Here is a 20,363-nt window from a genome sequence, read left to right as displayed (position 1 = left end):
ATAAAACTATGTACCAGGAGGTAAAATGACAACAGCAACCAGCCTGAACGAGCTGCAGCAGCAAATCCGCGATCGCTACGATAGCCTGAGTAAGAGGCTGCAGCAGGTGTCCCGCTATGTGCTGGATAATACCAATAGCGTGGCCTTTGATACGGTTGCCGTCATTGCTGAACGTGCCGGAGTGCCACCCTCAACGCTGATCCGCTTCGCCAATGCCTTTGACTTCACCGGCTTCAACGAAATGAAACAGCTGTTTCGTATGAACCTGGTGGAGGAAACCGCCAGCTACAGCGACCGCGCGCGCATGTTCCGTGAGATGGAAAGCGAAGCCGTGCCGGAAACCCCGCTCGATATCCTGCAGGAGTTCGCCCGTTCGAATACTCAAGCGCTCCAGCAGCTGGCAGCCCGTGCCGAACCTGAAATGCTGGAACGCGCCGTACAATTGCTGGCAGAAGCCGACACCATTTACATCGCCGGTCTACGTCGTTCGTTTAGCGTCGCCGCCTATCTCACCTACGCCCTGAGCCATCTTGAGTGTCGCCCTATTTTGCTCGACGGAATGGGCGGAATGCTGCGCGAGCAGATTAACCGCATTAAAGCGCGCGATATCGTGGTGTCGATAAGCTTCTCGCCTTATGCGGAAGAAACGGTGATGGTCAGCGAAACTGCAGCCAATGCCGGCGCGCGCCAGATCGTGATTACCGACAGCCAGATAAGCCCGCTGGCAACGTTCAGCGATCTCTGCTTTGTGGTGAAAGAGGCGCAGGTCGACGCGTTTCGCTCCCAGTCAGCGACGCTGTGCCTGGTACAGTCACTGGTCGTGGCGCTGGCTTACCGGCTAGGTGACGGGAGTAATGAACGCGGTCATTCTGTCGGTTGATGAGCGACGCGAAAATTGATGATCCGCTTTATTACATTCCCGCCAGCGTGACGTGAAATCGTGATGTCTGCAGTTACTTTTATGGTCGTTGAAAATATCACCATCATTCAGCGACCGGATAAAATACAATCCGTTATTACCATGAGCTACAATTATATTAATTTTAGATAATCAACAATGCGTGTGCTGACAATAATACGCAAAGGTTTACTATAGCCCTGTCTTTTTTAAGCAGGAAAGTAAAATGAAAAATACAAAAGGGTTGATGATTATTGCCCTTGCTTTCACCCTGGCATCATGTGCCGCCATTCCTGAGAATATCAAAGGTAATAATCAACCCGATATCCAAAAAAACTTTATCTCCGTGCATAACCAGCCTGGTTTATATACCGGTCAGCAGGCCCGCTTTGGCGGTAAAGTCATCAATGTGATTAACACCAAAAAAGATACGTTGCTGGAAATCGCCGTTTTGCCACTGAACGACTCTGCTAAGCCACAAATTGACGCGAGCTATCAGGGACGTATTCTTGCCCAGCAGAAAGGTTTCCTCGATCCGGTAAACTACAGAAACCATTTCGTGACTATTTTGGGAACAATTCAAGGAGATGAGTCAGGTTTCATCAACAAAGTCCCGTACAACTTTGTTAAAGTTGATTTACAAGGTATCCAGGTTTGGCATTTAACTGAGTCTGTCAACACCACTTATAATATGTGGGATTATGGTTACGGTGCGTTCTGGCCAGAGCCGATGTGGGGAGCGCCTTACTACGCTAATACAGTAACTCAGGTAACTCCGGAGCTAGTGAAATAATCCCAGAGGTAAGATGGCGCGACTATATTCCGGAGTCAGGTGTTGGCAAACAACCCTTCTCATTACCCCGCGTTTATCTTATTGCGCCATCCTGCTTCAGGAGATCCTTCGCTTAACATGCATTCTTCCTGTTACATATAATTTTTAACCGCTAATTCTTTAGCGAAGAAATGGGCTTTACCCTTCTCATGCCTGACCATCTTTTGTTATTTACCGACAACTCCCCCACCCTGCATGCAATAAAAGAACATTTGTGTTTACACATTATTCAGGGATTACTATGAACAGAAAATGCTTACTGTTGATACCATTATTCTTTAGTAGCGTCATCATCACCGCCTGCGATAATAAACCTGCAGTAAAAACCACCATGGAGCCCGAGGTCGGCGTTGTTACCTTAGCCCCCTCCTCAGTAAATATTAAAAGTGAACTTCCGGGTCGCGCGCTTGCGTTCGAGATCGCCGAAATCCGCCCTCAGGTTGGTGGGATCATCATAAAACGCAACTTTGTTGAAGGTGATAAAGTCAGCAAAGGAGAATCACTGTATCAAATTGATCCAGCCCCACTGCAGGCACGACTGGACTCAGCCAAAGGCGCGTTGGCAAAGGCACAGGCTACCGCCAATAATGTTCGTCTGACACTAAATCGGCAGTCAGCATTAATAAAATCTAATTACGTCAGCCGCCAGGACTATGACACCACGCGTTCACAGCTTAATGAAGCGCAAGCCAATGTTGCCGTCGCTAAAGCGGATCTTGAACAAGCCACTATCAATCTTCGATATGCCAATGTTACCTCGCCCATTGATGGCATTAGCGGCAAATCTTCCGTGACCGTGGGTGCCCTGGTTACTGCCAATCAGGAAAACTCGCTGGTCACCGTTCAGAGATTAGATCCGATCTATGTTGATTTAACGCAGTCAGTACAGGACTTCTTACGCCTGAAAGAAGAGAAAGCTAACGGCAAAATTGCCCAGCAACAAGGCAAAATTCCGGTTGAGCTGATGCTGGAAAACGGCAAACCCTATCGCCATACCGGTACGCTTGAGTTTTCCGATCCCGCTGTTGATGAGACCACCGGTTCGGTAACCCTGCGCGCCGTATTTCCCAATCCTGAAGGTGAAATTTTACCCGGCATGTATGTCACTGCGTTGCTGGACGAAGGCAGTCAACAAAACGTGTTGATGGTCCCCCAGCAAGGAATTACGCACAACGAACAAGGAAAAGCCACCGCGCTGATCCTTGACCAGGAAAACGTAGTGCAACTGCGTGAAATAAACGCAGTGAAGGCCGTTGGTAATCAATGGTTAGTGACCGCGGGATTACGCCCCGGCGATCGGGTCATTGTGTCCGGATTACAAAGAATTCGTCCGGGAAGCAAAGCCCGGGTCCTCCCTTCAAAACTGAACACACCTGACACGGTAGCTGAACAGTAATATTTCAGGTATTAAGGACACTTTCTTTATGGCCAACTTTTTTATTGAGCGCCCGGTTTTCGCCTGGGTGCTCGCTATTATCATGATGTTTACGGGCGGTATCGCGATAATGAACCTGCCAGTCGCCCAATATCCACAAATTGCGCCCCCAACCATTACCATCAGCGCGGCCTACCCCGGGGCAGATGCAAAGACCGTTGAAGACTCCGTCACCCAGGTGATTGAACAGAATATGAATGGTCTTGATGGCCTGATGTATATGTCATCCACCAGTGATGCGGCAGGTAATGCCTCGATTATCCTGACCTTCAAAACGGGTACGTCACCCGATATTGCGCAGGTTCAGGTACAGAATAAACTGCAGCTGGCGATGCCTTCCTTGCCACAGGAAGTACAACAGCAAGGGATCAGCGTTGATAAATCCAGCAGCAATATCTTAATGGTCGCCGGTTTTATCTCTGATAATAACAGCCTGAGCCAATATGATATTGCCGACTATGTGGCCTCGAACATTAAAGATCCGCTAAGCCGCACTGCCGGGGTGGGGAGCGTGCAGTTATTCGGTTCGCAATACGCCATGCGCATCTGGTTGGATCCGCAAAAGCTCGACAAGTATAACCTCACTCCCGAGGACGTCATTACCCAGCTCAAAGTACAGAATAATCAGATATCTGGCGGGCAACTGGGGGGCATGCCTCAGTCAGCCGATCAGCAATTAAATGCGTCGATAATTGTCCAGACGCGTCTGCAAACAACCGATGAATTTGGCAAGATCTTCCTTAAAGTTCAGCAAGATGGTTCTCAGGTTCTGCTGCGCGATGTCGCACGCATTGAGCTGGGTGCGGAAAATTATGCCACGGTTGCACGTTACAACGGCAAACCCGCCGCCGGGATTGCGATTAAACTTGCCGCAGGCGCCAATGCCCTTGAAACGTCCCAGGCTGTTAAACAAGAGCTGAACAGATTATCAGCCTGGTTTCCGGCCAGCATGAAAACCGTTTATCCCTATGACACCACGCCGTTTATCGAAATTTCGATTCAGGGTGTTTTTCATACTTTGATCGAGGCAATCATTCTGGTATTCCTCGTCATGTACCTGTTTTTGCAAAGTTTTCGTGCGACGCTTATCCCCACTATCGCCGTTCCGGTGGTTATCCTCGGCACCTTTGCCATTCTCGACGTCGCCGGTTTTTCGATTAATACGCTCACGATGTTTGGCATGGTGCTGGCGATAGGGTTGTTAGTCGATGATGCTATCGTGGTGGTTGAGAACGTAGAACGTATTATTGCTGAAGAGCACTTGTCTCCAAAAGCGGCAACACATAAAGCAATGGGCCAGCTCCAGAGGGCGCTGGTTGGTATTGCCGTGGTGTTATCCGCCGTATTTATGCCGATGGCATTTATGAGCGGCGCGACAGGAGAAATTTTCCGTCAGTTTTCCATCACCTTGATCTCCTCCATGCTGCTGTCGGTGTTTGTGGCGATGAGCCTGACGCCAGCACTCTGCGCCATGCTGTTAAAAGCACATGATGACGAGCAGGCAAATACGCATTTTCTGTTTACCCAATTCAATCATTTCATGGAGAAATGCACTCAGCACTACACGGACAGCACCCGAAAACTGTTACGTTGCACGGGCCGTTACATGGTCGTTTACTTAGTCATTGGCGCGGGCATGATGGTGCTGTTTTTACGTACACCGACCTCCTTTTTGCCTGAAGAAGACCAGGGGGTATTCATGACCACGGCGCAATTGCCCTCAGGTTCAACGATGGTGAACACCAGCAAAGTGCTCGGGGAAATAACGGACTACTACCTGACGAAAGAACAGAAAAACGTTGCTTCTGTTTTCACCGTCGGCGGATTTGGTTTCAGCGGTCAGGGACAAAATAATGGCCTAGCGTTTATCAGCCTGAAGCCGTGGTCAGAACGCGTTGGCGAAGAAAACTCGGTTACCGCCATTATTCGACGGGCAATGATGGCCTTAAGTACCATCAATAATGCCGTCGTTTATCCGTTCAATTTACCCGCGGTCGCGGAATTGGGCACCGCATCAGGGTTTGATATGGAGTTGCTGGATAACGGTAATCTTGGGCATGAAAAAATGATGCAGGCCCGAAACGAGCTTTTGGCTCTGGCCAATCAGTCCTCAGGTGAGGTCGACGGGGTGCGCCCAAACGGCCTAGAAGATACGCCGATGTTCCGCATTCACGTCGACGCCAAAAAGGCTGAAGCTATGGGCGTTGCGTTATCGGATATTAATCAGACCATCTCCACCGCGTTCGGTAGTCGCTACGTCAATGATTTCCTGAACCAGGGGCGCGTAAAAAAAGTGTATGTCCAGGCCGATACGCCGTTCCGTATGTTGCCTGATAATATTAATCACTGGTATGTACGTAATGCCTCTGGCGCGATGACCCCGCTTTCCGCCTACTCATCAACCGAGTGGACCTACGGCTCTCCACGCCTTGAACGCTACAATGGTCAGCCAGCAATGGAAATTCTGGGTCAGCCGGTAGAAGGGAAAAGCAGCGGTGATGCGATGAAATTTATGGCATCGCTGATTAATAAACTGCCCGCAGGCGTCGGTTATGCCTGGACCGGTCTGTCTTATCAGGAGGCGCTATCCACAAACCAGGCACCAATGCTGTACGGCATTTCGCTGATCGTCGTATTTCTGGCGCTGGCGGCGCTGTATGAAAGCTGGTCGATCCCGTTCTCGGTGATGCTGGTTGTGCCAATCGGGGTGGTCGGCGCGTTGCTGGCCACCGATCTGCGCGGCCTGAGCAATGATGTTTATTTCCAGGTCGGCCTACTCACCACGATGGGGCTATCGGCTAAAAATGCTATTTTGATCGTCGAGTTTGCCGTCGAGATTATGCAGAAAGAAGGGAAAACGCCGCTTGAAGCCGCGGTGGAAGCCGCGCAAATGCGCTTACGTCCTATTCTGATGACCTCACTGGCCTTCATCCTGGGGGTAATTCCACTAGCAATAAGCAACGGCGCGGGCTCTGGCGCGCAAAATGCCGTCGGTACGGGGGTTATCGGTGGGATGCTGGCCGCGACGGTACTGGCGATCTATTTTGTTCCAGTATTCTTTGTACTCGTTGAAAATACGTTAGCGCGATTTAAAGCCCGACGTTGATCCCCTACCCTATCCCTGGGTTTAGATTATTAAATCCAGGGATGGGACTTCATTTGTCAGGTCTACAGTTATTAGCGGGCACGGCTATCCAGCGAGTTTCTCGTGGATAGCAGGGTAAGCATTACGCGGACTTTTCTTGTAGGGGAACAACTGGGGCAGGTACAGAGGTTGTCAATTCTAACTAAAGCCAGGCTATCAAAACGGTTAATCAATAGTGCAGACCGGAACCTTTCAGATTTACAGCCAGTTCACCCAGTTTTGTATTCGGATGCTGATGACACATTTTAACCATTTTCGGTACAGCTTCCGTTTCCACCTCATGCAGGGGAACATAATCATCGCCTTTAAAGTCCGAATTTTTATTAACAATCACAAAGGCAATTGCCGTCTTGTATTGCTGACTCATATCAACGAATTCTTTACAGGTCATATCTTGTGGCGCAGCTTCCGTTGCCTGAGTAGCAAAAGCACGGGTCATTGGCGCCATAACAGAGGTCACAAGAATAGCTGCAGAAACCATCATTTTAATATTCACTATGCGCTCCAGAGGTAGCATTAATTTTTATCGGCGAGCTTATCAGTTTTTACCAGCGTCGCATTTCTACGCAGACTGATAAAAGCTAAAGAACTAAAGATCATCTCGACACCAATAAAAATTGAGGTAAATACATACGATCTGTCGGGATCCATATTCAGCCAGACGCCGGCAATAAGCAGGTCAAAAATACCAATAAAAATGTTCCATCCATAACCTGGGCTGTGGAACAGTTTGACCCCAGATGCGATACGAAAAATACCACCCAGAATAAACAGGCAGCAAAATACCATTGCCAATGAATTCATGCCTATCACAGGATTCACCAGGAAACAGTAACCCAGCAGTAACCACGCGATAGCAAAAAAGGCATAGGTAAATTTGGCTTTCAATTGCTTTTTACTTGAGCTAAACAGGCTATAAATAGAATAAAAACCACATACCAGGAACATAAAGCCAGTTGCATAGCTTAAATAAACACCTGCAGCAATCGGATAAATCAAGCAGCAGATGCCACAAATCAACATCAACACCGCCATAATCGTCGCATGCTTTTTATAATGAACGAGTGTTTTTTCATTAAACGCTCTCAGGCTACGCTGATTAAAAACAAACATACATCCTCCGTTATACATAAACGCAATGTAACCTGTTGACACAAGAATTATTACTCACTCAACATATGTTACTTACAATGGAATGATAAGACTTCCGCTAAGGAAGCGTATATAAGAACAAGAGAATGTCGCTATGCGTATATTCCTACACATGTCAGACATCTGACACTTGTAAGATTAAACGGTCATTATTCTATCGTGGTTCTGATTTCGCTCTTTAACATTATTTAATATGCTTATTGCGTTTGGTGACATATACCAAATTTATTCAGGAGAAAGTAATGAAAAAGATTATTCTTGCGGGTGTGCTTGCAACCATGATGGGTTCAGCACCAGTGATGGCTGCTACTGCTACCACAACTACTCCGGCGCAAGCTACTACCGCAAATGTACAAAAAGAAGCTGCCGATATTATGCAGGTCGCAGTGCAAGGCGCAAATGCGATGCGTGATATTCAGCTTGCTCGTTTGGCCCTGTTTCATGGACAGCCTGACAGCGCTAAAAAATTAACCGATGACGCCGCTTCCCTGCTGGCAGGCGACAGCAAAGATTGGGCGAAATTTGTAAAAACTGCGCCTAAAGCCAAGATGATTGACGATCAGTACGTGGTTATTAACGCTACGATCGCGCTGTCAGAAGACTATATTGCCACTCCAGCCAAAGAATCCGCTATCAAAACAGCGAATGGCAAAATGGCCAAAGGCGACTGGAAAGGTGCAGTGGATACCCTGCAACTGGCTGGTATCAGCGTGCTTCAGACCCAATACCTGATGCCCCTAAATCAGACTCGTAAAGCCGTTGCCAGCGCGCAAAAACTGCTGTCTTCCGGTAAATATTATGAAGCAAACCTTGTGCTTAAAGGTGCTGAAGAAGGTATTGTGATCGATAGTGAGATGATCGGCGCAGGCCAGTAATACTCAGCACTACGGAGTGTTGAACCAGGACTTTCTCTCCTGATCGGGCAGCTACGGCCACCCGATCAGGGGGATTAATGGCTAATCAGACTGTCTATCTCAATCTCAATTTCCCGCATAACAGCAATAATCTTCTGCAATGCCTCCTGGCGTACTGCCAGAGGAAGATCGTCATGCCGTCTGGATTCGAAAGGTTCGCACAGGTTTTGTAGCGCAGTGATGCCCAGAATTTGCGCCGAGCCATGCAACCGGTGAAGAGCGCGCAAAAACAGCTGAGGTTCATCTTGCAGAACAGCTTTCTCAGCCGCTTGTATATCATTCAGCGTTGCCTCGCGAAATGTCTCGAGAATCTCGTTCATTAGTGCGCGATCGCCGCCGGTATTCTCCGTCAACACATTGAATTTCAAATGCCGGATTGAACAAGGAGACGAATAACCGGTTTCGATTTTACTCAACTCATGTGTCAGTGTCTGAATCGACACAGGCTTGAACAGGCACAAATTCATACCATTTTGCAGGCATCGATCGCGTGACTGTGGAAGTGCGCTGGCCGTCAGTCCCCATATTTGTAAATTCGGCTGTTGACGACGTAGCGAAGCCGCGAGATCAAACCCGTCTTTTTTCGGCATATTTACATCGGTAATCAGCAGATCGTACGATTTTTTCGCCAGTTTGGCTTCTGCCTCCTCCCCATCACACGCTTCATCCACGTTGTAGCCAATGGCATTCAACTGTCGCTTGAGCAGCAGGCGATTGGTTGGGTTATCGTCTGCAATCAAAATAGACAGACACGGAAGCGGTAACAGAGTACCAGGCGCATCGCCATCCGGTACAATCGACTGTCGAGCCGTTTCAACCGGCAGCGTTATGGTAAACGTGGTTCCTTGCAACGGGACGCTCATCAACTCCAGCGTCCCGCCCATCAACGTCACCAGTTCTTTACAGATAAATAACCCCAGACCGGAACCGGTTTGTTGACGCCCGCAACGCCCCTGAGCGTAACGATGAAACAGCCCCGCCTGCTCCTCTTCACTAATCCCGCAACCGGTGTCGCTAATGGCAATGGTCAGGGTACCGTGATTCTCCCCGTCAGGCGTCAAACGGGCCGTCACATGAATACTGCCCTGCTCGGTAAACTTCAACGCATTACCTACCAGGTTGGTGAGAATTTGCCGCAAAGCCTGCTGATCGACAAATACCCGTTCGTTTGCCGGCAACTGGCTAACGCAAGCCAGCGTAATTCCTTTCTGTCTGGCTAAAGCATCGAAAGAGTGGCACTGCAATTCAATGAGCTGCGAGAGATCCGTCCATTGAGGAACAACCTGGTATTTACCAGACTCAATCTTATCCAGATCCAGAATCTTACCGATCAGCCCAAGCAATGACTGGGCTGTCGCCCCGGTAAGGGCAATCGCCTCTTTTCGCTGTGCCGGGCTGAGTTCTGAACTCGACAGTAATTCCACAAAGCCAACAATCGAACTTACCGGGGTACGTAATTCATGGCTCATACTCGCCAGAAAGCGACTTTTGGCCTTGGTTGCTTCAATCGCTTTATTCTTTTCGTTTTCCAGTTCTTGAGATAATGCCTCTTTGAGATGAAGCTGCTCTTCCAGTAGCCGCTGAGATAGTTTCCTTTTCTTTACCTCACGGGAGAGTGAGATCCCCCAGATCAGGCTAATCGCTATCAGCAGCAGCGCGAATATCCCCAGTTGATAGAACTGTTTGCTATATCGACTCCATAAATCAACCTGCGTATTGGAAATTTTCGACCACTTCTCCGTCATCTGCAAAATCTCACGTGGCGGTATGGCCTGTAGCGCTTTATCCATAACAGACTTCAACATAGGCTCGTGAGAAGAAATCGCAAAACTTACAGAGGCACCAGGCATATCTGGAAGCCTAAAAAAGTGCATATTTTTCTGATAGTAATGATCGACCATAAACCTTGCTGACAATTCGGTAGCAATTGCCGCATCAGCGCTGCCCTCCTTGACCATGACCATCGCAACACTGCCAGTATCAGCATTAACCCAGGTGGCCTGCGGATAGCGTTGCTTCAGCTCGCTTTCCAGTACATGCCCGGCAGGTAGCGCAATACGAATCGGCTTCTCCAGTAGCGAGTCGGCGGTTTCCTCACGGGAAGTGATCATCACAAATGCCACATTCATCAGAGGATCGCTAAAGGTCGAATTGTACGGGTTTTGATGAGTGAGCGTGATAGTGGGATACATATCCCACTGTTCGCCGCTTATTTGCTTTGTCTGCTCACTTTTAGAGTTAGCTAAAATGGGTTCAAAATCGAGCCCCGTTTGCAGATGAATAATATTCAGTAAATCGCCAAGAATACCGCGTAATTCACCGCTGCGATCGACCAGCGTATAGGGCGGGTAATCTGGGTTGATTAAAATGCGGATGACATGCTTTTTCTTCAACCACGCTTTTTCCTGAGCGGTGAAAGGTATAGGTGCATTCAGATAGGCCAGGTTGCCGCGGTTCAGCCAGTTCTGCATGACTTGCATATGAATTTCATTACTGATTGACGTAATGAAACCATCAAGAATATTTCTTAATACCGGCTGATCTTCGTTAACGACAAAATAATTATATTGTTCTTGCTTATCAAAGTAGTGCGTAATAACCAGTGATTGTGAGAAGTATCGAGAGATGCAATGGCTGCTGGTGATATTGTTACCAATATAATATTGGTTATCACCATTCACTACCGAGGCCATGGCCTGATACTCGTCGTCATAAAATGAGACTTTAGCCTCAGGAAAGGCCCCCTGGATAACATCGAGAAAAGGGCAATCCCGCACACACGCGACGCTAACCTGATGGTTCGTGGTCAGCGGCAGCATAGTGTTTTTTAGCGATGTTACAAGCGTCGGCCACGTCGTCAGCAATACCGAAGTACGCAACAAATTTCCGCCAACATCCTGGCGTCGGGACAGTTGAGTAATCAGTGTATCAACATCGTTACTGGCGAGCGCGGCCAGCGCCTCTTGCTCATTATCATACTGCTTTATAATGATTTTTAGATTGAGGTTCTTTTGCATTAACGCGAGGTAATCTGCGTTGACTCCCCGATAATATTCGCCGCTATTTTGATAAACAATGGGGGAGACTTCAGGTAACCAGGTACCAACAACCAAGGTTTTTTTATGCGCTAACCAGTTTGTTTCTTCCCTGTTCAAGCTGATATTTTGTACTGAAGTATTATAGTTACTTTTTAGCTCAACTTGCCGAGCTGAGCTTACACCCGTAGACAACCCGATGGTAAATATGACCATCAAAAAAATAAACAAGCGTTCCAGCATTACTCTATCCTATTTTATTTCTCTGCGCATAATCATAAATTTCCATTAATGATGAACAATCTAATTTTTCCATCAACCGGCTTTTATAGGTACTCACTGTTTTATTACTGATATTCATTTTGCTGGCAATTGAGCTGTAATCCATGCCATTAAGGATATAACGCAATACTCTCATTTCCTGATTCGACAACGTATCAAGCTTATCCTGCTCGCTGACGGATGAACCAGTAAAATGCTCAAGGGAAAAGGGAAAATAGCTATAGCCATTTTTTGCTGCTTCGATTGCGGCAAGAATATTATTCATACCTTCTTTTTTACTCACAAATCCGTTGGCACCGTATTCGGCGCTACGTTTGCCGTAAAAAAATTCATTTTTGGCTGAAATGATAATGATTACACCAGCATAGTGCCGCTTTCTCAGCTGCTCCAGCACTTCGATGCCACTGATACCGGGAATATCTACATCGATAATCAATAGCTCCGGCTTAGTTTTTTCAACGGTTTGAACCACTTGATCTCCGCTGTCGAGTTCGGTGGTCACAGCGATACCATTAGTATCGAGTAAGTTGCGGATGGCAATGCGTGCCAATGGGTGATCGTCAACGATTATCGCGTTCATTGCGTATAAGAATCCCGATAAATAAAGAGAGGCGATGGCTGTAGAGCAGGCGAGCCTTCAACATTATAGTTTCTGAAAATAAGGCTTTATCAGGTAAATCCTAACATAATCACGCGTATATTTTATTCATTTTTTATAAAAATGCAGAACAAAGTATAAACGCAACACTGTAATTTACAAATTTTAAACCTTGAGCCTATCTAAATATCAAACCATTAACACAACATAAAAGGAATATTCCTACACGCGTAGGACAAATCTCTCATTTATTATGATTTATTCTTAATGATTTGGGACATATAACCGGCATATTGTTCATCAGAACTGCAAGGGGGGATATGCGAATAGCTATCTAAAAATAAATTTCATACCAGGTCAAATATGGAGAACAAGAGTACAAACCTGCTGAATTTAGAGAGAAACTCCCCGCAGCTCTGGAGCAGCAGTGCCACAGGGAGGCAGCGATTAATCAGGCTTTACTGGGCAATGCCTCTACTGCATGCGAGCTTTTCACAGTCAGTGTAACGACGGCAGAACACAACAGTGCGGCGATCATAAAGATAAAGGCGCTGTTATAGCTTCCGCCGCTGCTTTGGATCAACCAGCCGATGATGGGCGCTGATACAACCCCTGCCATCTGGCCGCCAAAGTTAACAATACCGGATGCCCGCCCCATGATGTTGCTGGGAATGGTATCCATCAGAATACCCCAGAACGTTGCCATAGCGAAGAACATGAACAAGGCTGAAATACACTGATAAACCACCGCCATATCTGCACTGCTCACGCTGAAGGTCAGATACAGGAAACCCGCGGCAATAACAGAGGTTACGACATACAGCGTTTTACGCTGGGGTTTGAATTTATCTGAGCAATAACCGCCTAATAATGTTCCACCGGCCCCGAACAGGAAGGGAATGGCCGCCATGACACCGGTCTTTGCCAGAGAAAACTCTCGTACGGTAATCAGGTAGCTTGGCAGCCAGGTTGAAAAACCCCAGAAGGTGATATCAAACAAAAACCAGATACTAGCCATTTGCCAGAGCACCGGCATTTTGAGTACGTCTTTAAACGCGATAGCACTGGTGTTTTGCAGGCTCCCTTGGTCGTCAGCAGCCAGCTCCGCCAGGTCTTGTTGCGTAATGGCAGGGTGATCTTTCGGGTTGTCACGCGTAAATAAGTAGATACCTGCGGCGATAAACAGACCGGGAATACCCAGCACGATAAAAACCATGTGCCAGCCAAATGCCCCGATGATGCTTGCCGCCACGACTACCGCCAGCGCTGGGCCTAAGGTGTTTACCGTTGACTGAATCGCCGTGGCGCGGCCACGTTCTTTCGACGGGAAATAGGTTGATATCATCTTCCATGAGGCCGACGGGAAACATCCCTCACCGATACCAAAGAAGAAACGTACTGCTAACATCAGCGGCAGCGTTAGCACAGCGCCGGTTAAGCTGGTGAACACAGACCACCATGCAATACCAATGGCCATGATTTTTCGCGAGCCAAACTTATCCGCCAGTAATCCTCCGGGAATTTGAAACGCGGCATAACCAATAAAAAAGGCGCTAATAATTAAACCTTGTTGAGTCGTATCAAGATTTAAATCTTTGCCAATATAAGGGAGTGAAACGCTCATCACCATTCTGTCGAGAAAAGAGAGCAGCCACGCCAGCCAGATCAGTGTCAGGACGGTATATCTTGCTTTCCAGGTCTTGGGTTTACCTGAAGGTAAAGACGTTTGTAGGTTCATTGTGATGTCCTTAGGGTGTAGTGATCTACCGCGGCCATAAATAGTCGCGATAGATCCATGCGTGTTTAGCGTTATTTATTAATATTGTTTTCTAATAACCGTACCGCTACAGGCATAACTTTCCGTGCCATTGATTAAGGCAATGCGCCCATTAACCATGACAATTTCAATCCCTTCCGGGTACTGATTGGGTTCAACAAAAGTGCCTTTATCCGCAATGGTGTTCGGATCGAACATCACGATATCCGCTGCATAACCGACCTTCAGCAGTCCGCGATCCTGCAAACCCAATACTTCAGCAGGTTTCCCCGTCATCTTGCGGATTGCCGCTTCCCAGCTCAAACATCCCTCTTCACGGACATATTTACCGAGCACGCGAGGGAATGCGCCAAACACGCGCGGGTGCGGTTTGCCAGCCCCCATCAAGCCATCGGTACAGACGTTTTGTTCAGGTCGACAGAGAAACTTAATCACGTGCTCTTCGGTACCGTAGAAGTCGACCATCCCCACGGCGTTTTCCTCTTCAAAGAGCAGATCGAAGGTGGCGTTGTACGGATCTTTTCCACGCAGCTCGCCCAACTGGACGAGGTTCAAACCGACAGCATCCTGATTTTTTGCCGTTTTCACGCTGGTGACAAAAATCTGGTCCAAACCGGCAAAATCGATAAAGTTATCCCAGCCAGGAATACCCTGCTGAATATCGTCAATCATTTTGGCACGCAGTTCGGGCGAGGCGAGACGCTCAAGTAATTTGTCCGTACCGCCGGAGTGAACCCAGGGCGGCAGGATCACGCCGAGCATCGTGCTGCCCGCCACATACGGATACTGGTCGAAAGAGATACGAATCCCCTCTTTCTGCGCCTGTTCCAGCATGCCCAGCATTTGGTCGATCAGCCCCCAGTTTTTCTTGCCGCAAACCTTCATATGCGAAATATGCAGCCAGACGCCGGTGGCTGTGGCTATATCAATCAGTTCCTGGGTTGAGTTGATAATATCGTCAGCTTCACTGCGCTGATGCACCACAAAAATCCCGTCATATTTCGCCGTGACCTTACACAGTTCAATCATTTCGGCAGTATCACCAAAGGCGCAAGGCATATAGATAAGACCAGTGGAAAGTCCAAATGCCCCGGCTTTTAACTCCCGCTCAAGGACCTCACACATCTTCGCTACGTCTTCACGGGTCGAAGGACGCCCATCCAGGCCCATCGCTTCCATGCGCACGTTGCCATGAGGAACTAAATACGCGAGGTTTGTCGCCGGATGACGCGATGCCAGCAGATTGAGATAACCGTCTGTATTTTTATATTTCCAGTCAATTTTGTCGGTGTCACCGTCCAGTCCGGCGATATTTTTACGCCAGGCTGGAATATATTCTTCTGGTAGCGGCGCTAAGGCGACGCCATCCTGGCCCAACAGTTCGGTGGTGATACCCTGACGAATTTTTGCCGACAGCGCGGGGTTAATAATGGCTGACAGGTCAGAGTGCGTATGGGTATCAATAAAGCCAGGGCAAATTATTTTTCCGGTTGCATCAATAACCTGCTCATTGACGCCAACCTCAATTTGGCCGATTGCGACAATACGTCCTTCATCAACCATCACATCGGCAATTCTGCCTTCACTGCCCGTCCCATCGATTACATTTCCGTTTTTGAAAATGGTTTTCATCGTTATTCTCCATGGCGGTGCTGCTGAGCTACACCGCCTGTAAGGTAAGAGGTGGTTATCTTTATTTTTATTGGCGATAGAGTGTCTGGATAATGCTGTAATAGCCGCTGGCCGAGCCGGTTAATTGCTCGATCTCGATATACTCATCAATGGTGTGTGCCAGGTTTTCTCGTGAAGGACCAAAGCCGATGGTTTTGATCCCCGCTTCGCCCGCATAGTGGCTGCCGTTGGTACAAAATGAGTACTGCGTAATGGTTGGATTAAAGCCAGCCTCGCGAACGCCCGCCAACGCTGCCTGCACGAATTCGTCGGACTCGTCGAACACCCAGCCTGGGAAAAAACGCTCTCCCTCAATCGTGGCGCCGGTATAGCAAGACTCCTGACCCACCGCGTAGGACACTCGGGCCTTAAACTGCGGATCCTGAGCAATAAGTTCCGCAAGCGCATTTTCCAGCGGAGCAATCACGCTTTCTTTGGTTTCACCCACCAGCAAACGGCGATCGTAGGTTGCGCGACAGTAATCCGGTACCACCGAGGCCCCCGGGTACGGCGAAGATTTAATGTCGGTCAGTTCCAGAATGCCTGGCCCCAGAACCGGATGCGTTGGCGGCGTGATAGTGCGAATTTTGTCGATCAATTGCGCCATTTTGTACACTGCGTTAATCCCCGCCTGCGGGTTAGCGGAGTGCGCGGGTTTACCAAATGTTTCGACCACAATTTCAGCGCGGCCACGCTGACCAATTTTCAGGTTTAACTCGGAAGCTTCACCGATGATCACGTAGTCTGGCTTATAGCGCTCGCTGACCAGGCGAGCGGCAATACCTTCAAAACACTCTTCATGCACGATGCACGCAACGTAGATTTTCCCGGCAAAATTTCGCTGATTGTCCTGACCGAAAAAGCCCACGGCGGAGATCATCGCCGCCACGGCACCTTTCATGTCAGTTGTGCCGCGACCATAAATTTTGCCATCTTCAATATCGCCGCCGTATGGGTTGCGGGACCACTTCTCTTCGTTCACCGGCACGGTATCGATATGACCATCGAGAACCAACGTTTTCCCTGGCTGGTTGCCGACAATACCGCCAACAATGTTGCCGTACTTATCAACGTGGATGTCATCGAATTGGTAATGCTGCATCATTGTTTTTATGGCATTAACCACTTCCCCTTCCTGACCGGAATAACTTTTTTGTTGGATCAGCGCCTGACAGTTTTTAATGACTTCTTCAATGCGGTTTGCAGATAACATGGGTTTCTCCGTTATATCTCTTAATCAGGGAATTATTTGTTGATGCCCGGGTACTGTCCGCCCCAGACAATATCCAGATATTGTTGCGGGTCGGTATCCCCTTCGGTGCTGACTAACAGCACACGAGAGTGCGCATCCAGCCCCAGTTGCTCACGCGTTTGCGCCAGTTCAGGTGAGGTCATCAACAGCGCCAGCAGACCGGTAGTAACCGCACCTGACTCACCCGAAATAATCTGTGGATCGCCTGCCAGCGGGTTGCCCAACATGCGCATGCCTAACGCTGCAACTTCATCAGGGCAGGAAGCAAATGCGTTGGCATAGTCGCGCAGCAGTTTCCAGCCGATACTGTTCGCCTCACCGCAGGCGAGACCGGCCATCACGGTTTGTAAATCACCGCCCACCGCAATGGCATCCCCCTCTTTCGAACGGGCTGAGCGGTAGAGGCAATCGGCAATTAACGCTTCGGCGACGATTACTTTCGGGCGATTCTCCCCCCAGGCTGCCGTCACCATTCCCTGAACCATGCCGGCAAACGAGCCGACGCCTGCCTGCACAAAAATGTGAGTCGGCGCAACCTGATGCAGCTGATCTATCGCCTCGAGCATCAGCGTGCCGTAGCCCTGCATAATCCACTGCGGGATCTTTTCGTATCCTTCCCAGGCGGTATCCTGCACGACAATCCAGCCATACTTTTCGGCCTGCTCCGCGGTCATACGAACCGCATCGTCATAGTTCATATCGACGATCTCAGCGGTAGCGCCTTCGTTACGGATAGAGGCCAGACGTTGCTGCGAAGAGCCCTTTGGCATATAAACCACGGCGTTTTGCTTCAGTTGGCGCGCCATCCATGCCACGCCGCGACCGTGGTTGCCATCAGTGGTGGTAGCAAACGTGACAGTTTGCAGATCGTGATGAACCTCTTCGCTGGTCATCACGTCAAACGGCAGTTCACTGATATCCTTACCAACCAATTCAGCGATATGGCACGCCATCGCATAGGAGCCACCCAGCGCTTTGAAGGCTTTCAGGCCAAAACGCTGAGATTCATCTTTGAGGTAGATATTTTTTACGCCCAGTTTTTGTGCAAGCGCCGGTAGCGTATACAGCGGCGTCGGCGCGTAGCCCGGAATAGACCGATGAAAATTCAACGCTTTTACCAGTTCCTGGCGGCTAAACGGTGCCAGCGGCGCGTTCGGATGTTCGGTAAACGGTGTCTGGTTGATAAAAAATGATAAGTTTTCCTGCATCATAAAACCTCATTGTCCTGGTATTTCATTCCCTGTAATCGGTGCAATACAGAGATATTTCCGTTATCGGTATTGGCAATAGAGCAAAATACTTACCAGCTTTTTATGAATTGAGTAAATTCTTATAAATATTTTAATAAAGGCTTTAATTTCAATAAATTAAATGAAATTTGAAATTGACAACCGAAAATATCAATGCCTCAGTTTATCGCCTCGTTTTGATAAATTCTCATCATTGATAAATAGTGTGATCGCGGAAGATAAAATAAGAAAAACATTCAAAAACAGCGTGGTAGATTGATTTTTCGCAAATCATTTTTGCATTGTTTCGCCTATTTATCATTTTCCTTGAGAAATGTGACACACCGCCGGAGAAGTACCATGATTTCAGTACTCAGCAATATTCAGGATGATATATGCAATTACGCCGATGCTATTTCTGGCATAACGGGCACGGACGTTGAAATCATTGATGAATCTTTAATGCGCATCGCGGGTACCGGGAAATACCGGCATATGCTCAATGAGAACGTGGCCAAAAATGGCTACATTTATCATCACGTATTGCAGGTGCGAGAAACGGTACTGATCAAAAACCCCGGCGAGCATCCGCTGTGTCAGTTATGTGAAAAACACCACTACTGTTCTGAAATGCTGGATTTGAACGCACCTATTTTTCTCAATAATCGCGTGATTGGCGTGATCGGGATTATTTGCTCAACCCAGGCACAGCGTGACACGTTACTGAGCCAGATTGATAAATTTGTCACCTTTATTGAGCAAATCGCCGTAATGATCTCCAGTAAGGTCTTTGAATGCCTGGAACGTTTACGCGCACAGGAAACGCTTGGCGCATTTCGGCGTCTGATCGATGCCATGGACCGCGGCGTGGTAGCGATTGATGGCAAGGGTCTTATCTGGCATGCCAATCATTCAGCCGATCGCATCCTCAACCGTGAGGTTCAGGGATTACCTCTGACCATTGAAACAACCGGGGACAGCCTGTATGGCGATGAAGAAGCGTGGCTGACGCTTGAAGGTCAGAAACATCATGTACTGTGCAAACAAATTTCGCTCTCCTCACAGGATAACGATCGCTTAACCATGGTTATCTTTCGTGATGCACACGACTACCTGAGTAACCTTACTCCATCCCCTTATGAGTCCGACATACAGGTACGACTAATTGGTCACTCTCCCTCAATGGAACAGCTCAGAAGTACCATAGGTAAAATCGCCAACAGTTACGCCAGCGTGCTCATCACCGGGGAAAGTGGCTCGGGGAAAGAGGTCGTGGCATTTGCCATTCACCAGAGCAGTCCCCGTAAAGCCGCGCCTTTCGTAACAATCAACTGCGCGGCTATCCCAGAACAACTGCTGGAAAGCGAACTGTTTGGTTATGTTCGCGGCGCATTCAGCGGGGCCGATCCTAAAGGGCGAATGGGGAAATTTGAACTGGCCAACGGCGGCAGCCTGTTTCTGGATGAGATTGGCGATATGCCACTACACCTGCAGGCCAAGCTGCTCAGAGTATTGCAGGAAAAGGCGATCACCCGCGTTGGCTCTAATAACACCATCAATATTGATGTGCGCATTATTGCCGCAACTAACAAAAACATTAACGCGATGGTGGAAAATAATCAGTTTCGTGAAGATCTTTTCTATCGCCTGAACGTGGTCCCTCTGGTACTTCCTTCCCTGCGTGAACGCCGGGCTGATATTGCGGTCCTCGCACAGTATTTTGCCGATGAGTTTTCGGTCAGTTACCAGCGACCACCGCAAAAGCTGCCTGATGACGTTATTAATCGCCTTTATGCCTGGCACTGGCCGGGCAACATTCGTGAATTACGCAACGTGATCGAATACATTTTTGTGATGCGCGGAGAAGCCGCTGGGATCAACGCCAGCCATCTTCCCCCTTACCTGCTTACCGCCGCTGACGGTAGAAAAACGACGATGACCACGCAACCCCGACAGCTTGCCAGCAAAGGAAAACAGGCGGAAAGGGAGGCTATCGAAAACGTCATCCAGCGATTCGGCTCAAGCGTTGAGGGAAAAAAGCAAGCCGCGACAGAACTGGGGATCAGCATTGCCACGCTCTATAGAAAAATAAAACTGTACGGACTGTAAGCTTTCCTTATTAACTGAGAAGACCGCACAACGC

14 protein-coding genes are annotated in these 20,363 nt (G+C 48.5%); 6 read left to right on the top strand and 8 right to left on the bottom strand.

The genetic code is table 11. The features are described from left to right. Window positions 1–25: 25 nt before the first annotated feature. From GUC46_RS05600 to GUC46_RS05585, 4 genes are all read left to right on the top strand, one after another. Window positions 26–880 (top strand): MurR/RpiR family transcriptional regulator, encoded by an 855-nt coding sequence (locus tag GUC46_RS05600; protein WP_003839777.1) that lies wholly within the window; start codon window positions 26–28, stop codon window positions 878–880. Window positions 881–1,124: 244 nt separating this feature from the next. Further along, window positions 1,125–1,691 carry a Slp family lipoprotein gene (locus GUC46_RS05595; RefSeq protein WP_003839775.1) on the top strand — a complete coding sequence of 189 codons (567 nt, stop codon included), beginning with the start codon at window positions 1,125–1,127 and terminating at the stop codon, window positions 1,689–1,691. 280 nt (window positions 1,692–1,971) lie between these two features. Further along, window positions 1,972–3,126 carry an efflux RND transporter periplasmic adaptor subunit gene (locus tag GUC46_RS05590; RefSeq protein WP_057102113.1) on the top strand — a complete coding sequence of 385 codons (1,155 nt, stop codon included), beginning with the start codon at window positions 1,972–1,974 and terminating at the stop codon, window positions 3,124–3,126. 28 nt (window positions 3,127–3,154) lie between these two features. After that, window positions 3,155–6,271 carry an efflux RND transporter permease subunit gene (locus GUC46_RS05585; RefSeq protein ID WP_160179886.1) on the top strand — a complete coding sequence of 1,039 codons (3,117 nt, stop codon included), beginning with the start codon at window positions 3,155–3,157 and terminating at the stop codon, window positions 6,269–6,271. Window positions 6,272–6,479: 208 nt separating this feature from the next. Here GUC46_RS05585 and GUC46_RS05580 read toward each other — a convergent pair whose 3' ends face one another. Continuing rightward, entirely contained in the window at window positions 6,480–6,827 is a 348-nt protein-coding gene (locus GUC46_RS05580; protein ID WP_008321512.1) for an HdeA/HdeB family chaperone, read from the bottom strand. Then, window positions 6,827–7,423 carry a DUF308 domain-containing protein gene (locus GUC46_RS05575; RefSeq protein ID WP_044699615.1) on the bottom strand — a complete coding sequence of 199 codons (597 nt, stop codon included), beginning with the start codon at window positions 7,421–7,423 and terminating at the stop codon, window positions 6,827–6,829. The genes GUC46_RS05580 and GUC46_RS05575 overlap by 1 nt, the downstream gene beginning before the upstream one ends. A gap of 281 nt (window positions 7,424–7,704) precedes the next feature. Between GUC46_RS05575 and GUC46_RS05570 the strand changes: the two genes are divergently transcribed. Then, window positions 7,705–8,337: a YfdX family protein gene (locus GUC46_RS05570; RefSeq protein ID WP_008321509.1), complete on the top strand. Its 633-nt coding sequence runs from the start codon at window positions 7,705–7,707 to the stop codon at window positions 8,335–8,337. Window positions 8,338–8,411: 74 nt separating this feature from the next. Here the strand turns inward: GUC46_RS05570 and GUC46_RS05565 are convergent, their stop codons facing one another. From GUC46_RS05565 to dpaL, 6 genes are all read right to left on the bottom strand, one after another. Continuing rightward, window positions 8,412–11,654, bottom strand: a complete 3,243-nt coding sequence (locus GUC46_RS05565) for an ATP-binding protein (RefSeq protein ID WP_160179884.1) — start codon at window positions 11,652–11,654, stop codon at window positions 8,412–8,414. A 4-nt stretch (window positions 11,655–11,658) separates the two neighbouring features. Beyond that, window positions 11,659–12,273, bottom strand: coding sequence for an acid-sensing system DNA-binding response regulator EvgA (gene evgA, locus GUC46_RS05560; protein ID WP_003839762.1), 615 nt, complete (start codon window positions 12,271–12,273; stop codon window positions 11,659–11,661). A gap of 469 nt (window positions 12,274–12,742) precedes the next feature. Next, complete coding sequence (locus GUC46_RS05555) at window positions 12,743–14,029, bottom strand: MFS transporter (RefSeq protein WP_102191024.1); 1,287 nt, start codon at window positions 14,027–14,029, stop codon at window positions 12,743–12,745. 78 nt (window positions 14,030–14,107) lie between these two features. Next, on the bottom strand, window positions 14,108–15,700 hold the full coding sequence (locus tag GUC46_RS05550; protein WP_032949864.1) for an amidohydrolase family protein: 1,593 nt from the start codon (window positions 15,698–15,700) through the stop codon (window positions 14,108–14,110). 67 nt (window positions 15,701–15,767) lie between these two features. Further along, window positions 15,768–16,952 carry a YgeY family selenium metabolism-linked hydrolase gene (locus GUC46_RS05545; protein ID WP_003845983.1) on the bottom strand — a complete coding sequence of 395 codons (1,185 nt, stop codon included), beginning with the start codon at window positions 16,950–16,952 and terminating at the stop codon, window positions 15,768–15,770. Between the two features lie 32 nt (window positions 16,953–16,984). Beyond that, a complete protein-coding gene (gene dpaL / locus GUC46_RS05540; RefSeq protein WP_048241563.1) occupies window positions 16,985–18,199 on the bottom strand; it encodes a diaminopropionate ammonia-lyase in 1,215 nt (404 codons plus the stop codon). A gap of 381 nt (window positions 18,200–18,580) precedes the next feature. Here dpaL and GUC46_RS05535 point away from each other — a divergent pair, with 381 nt between their 5' ends. Next, window positions 18,581–20,329 (top strand): sigma-54-dependent Fis family transcriptional regulator, encoded by a 1,749-nt coding sequence (locus GUC46_RS05535; RefSeq protein WP_044699624.1) that lies wholly within the window; start codon window positions 18,581–18,583, stop codon window positions 20,327–20,329. Window positions 20,330–20,363: the final 34 nt, after the last annotated feature.

This window comes from Citrobacter sp. LUTT5 (assembly GCF_009905315.1).
Classification (GTDB): domain Bacteria; phylum Pseudomonadota; class Gammaproteobacteria; order Enterobacterales; family Enterobacteriaceae; genus Citrobacter; species Citrobacter freundii.
Note: the sequence above shows the minus strand (reverse complement) of the source record. Positions and strands in the feature narration are given on the sequence as shown.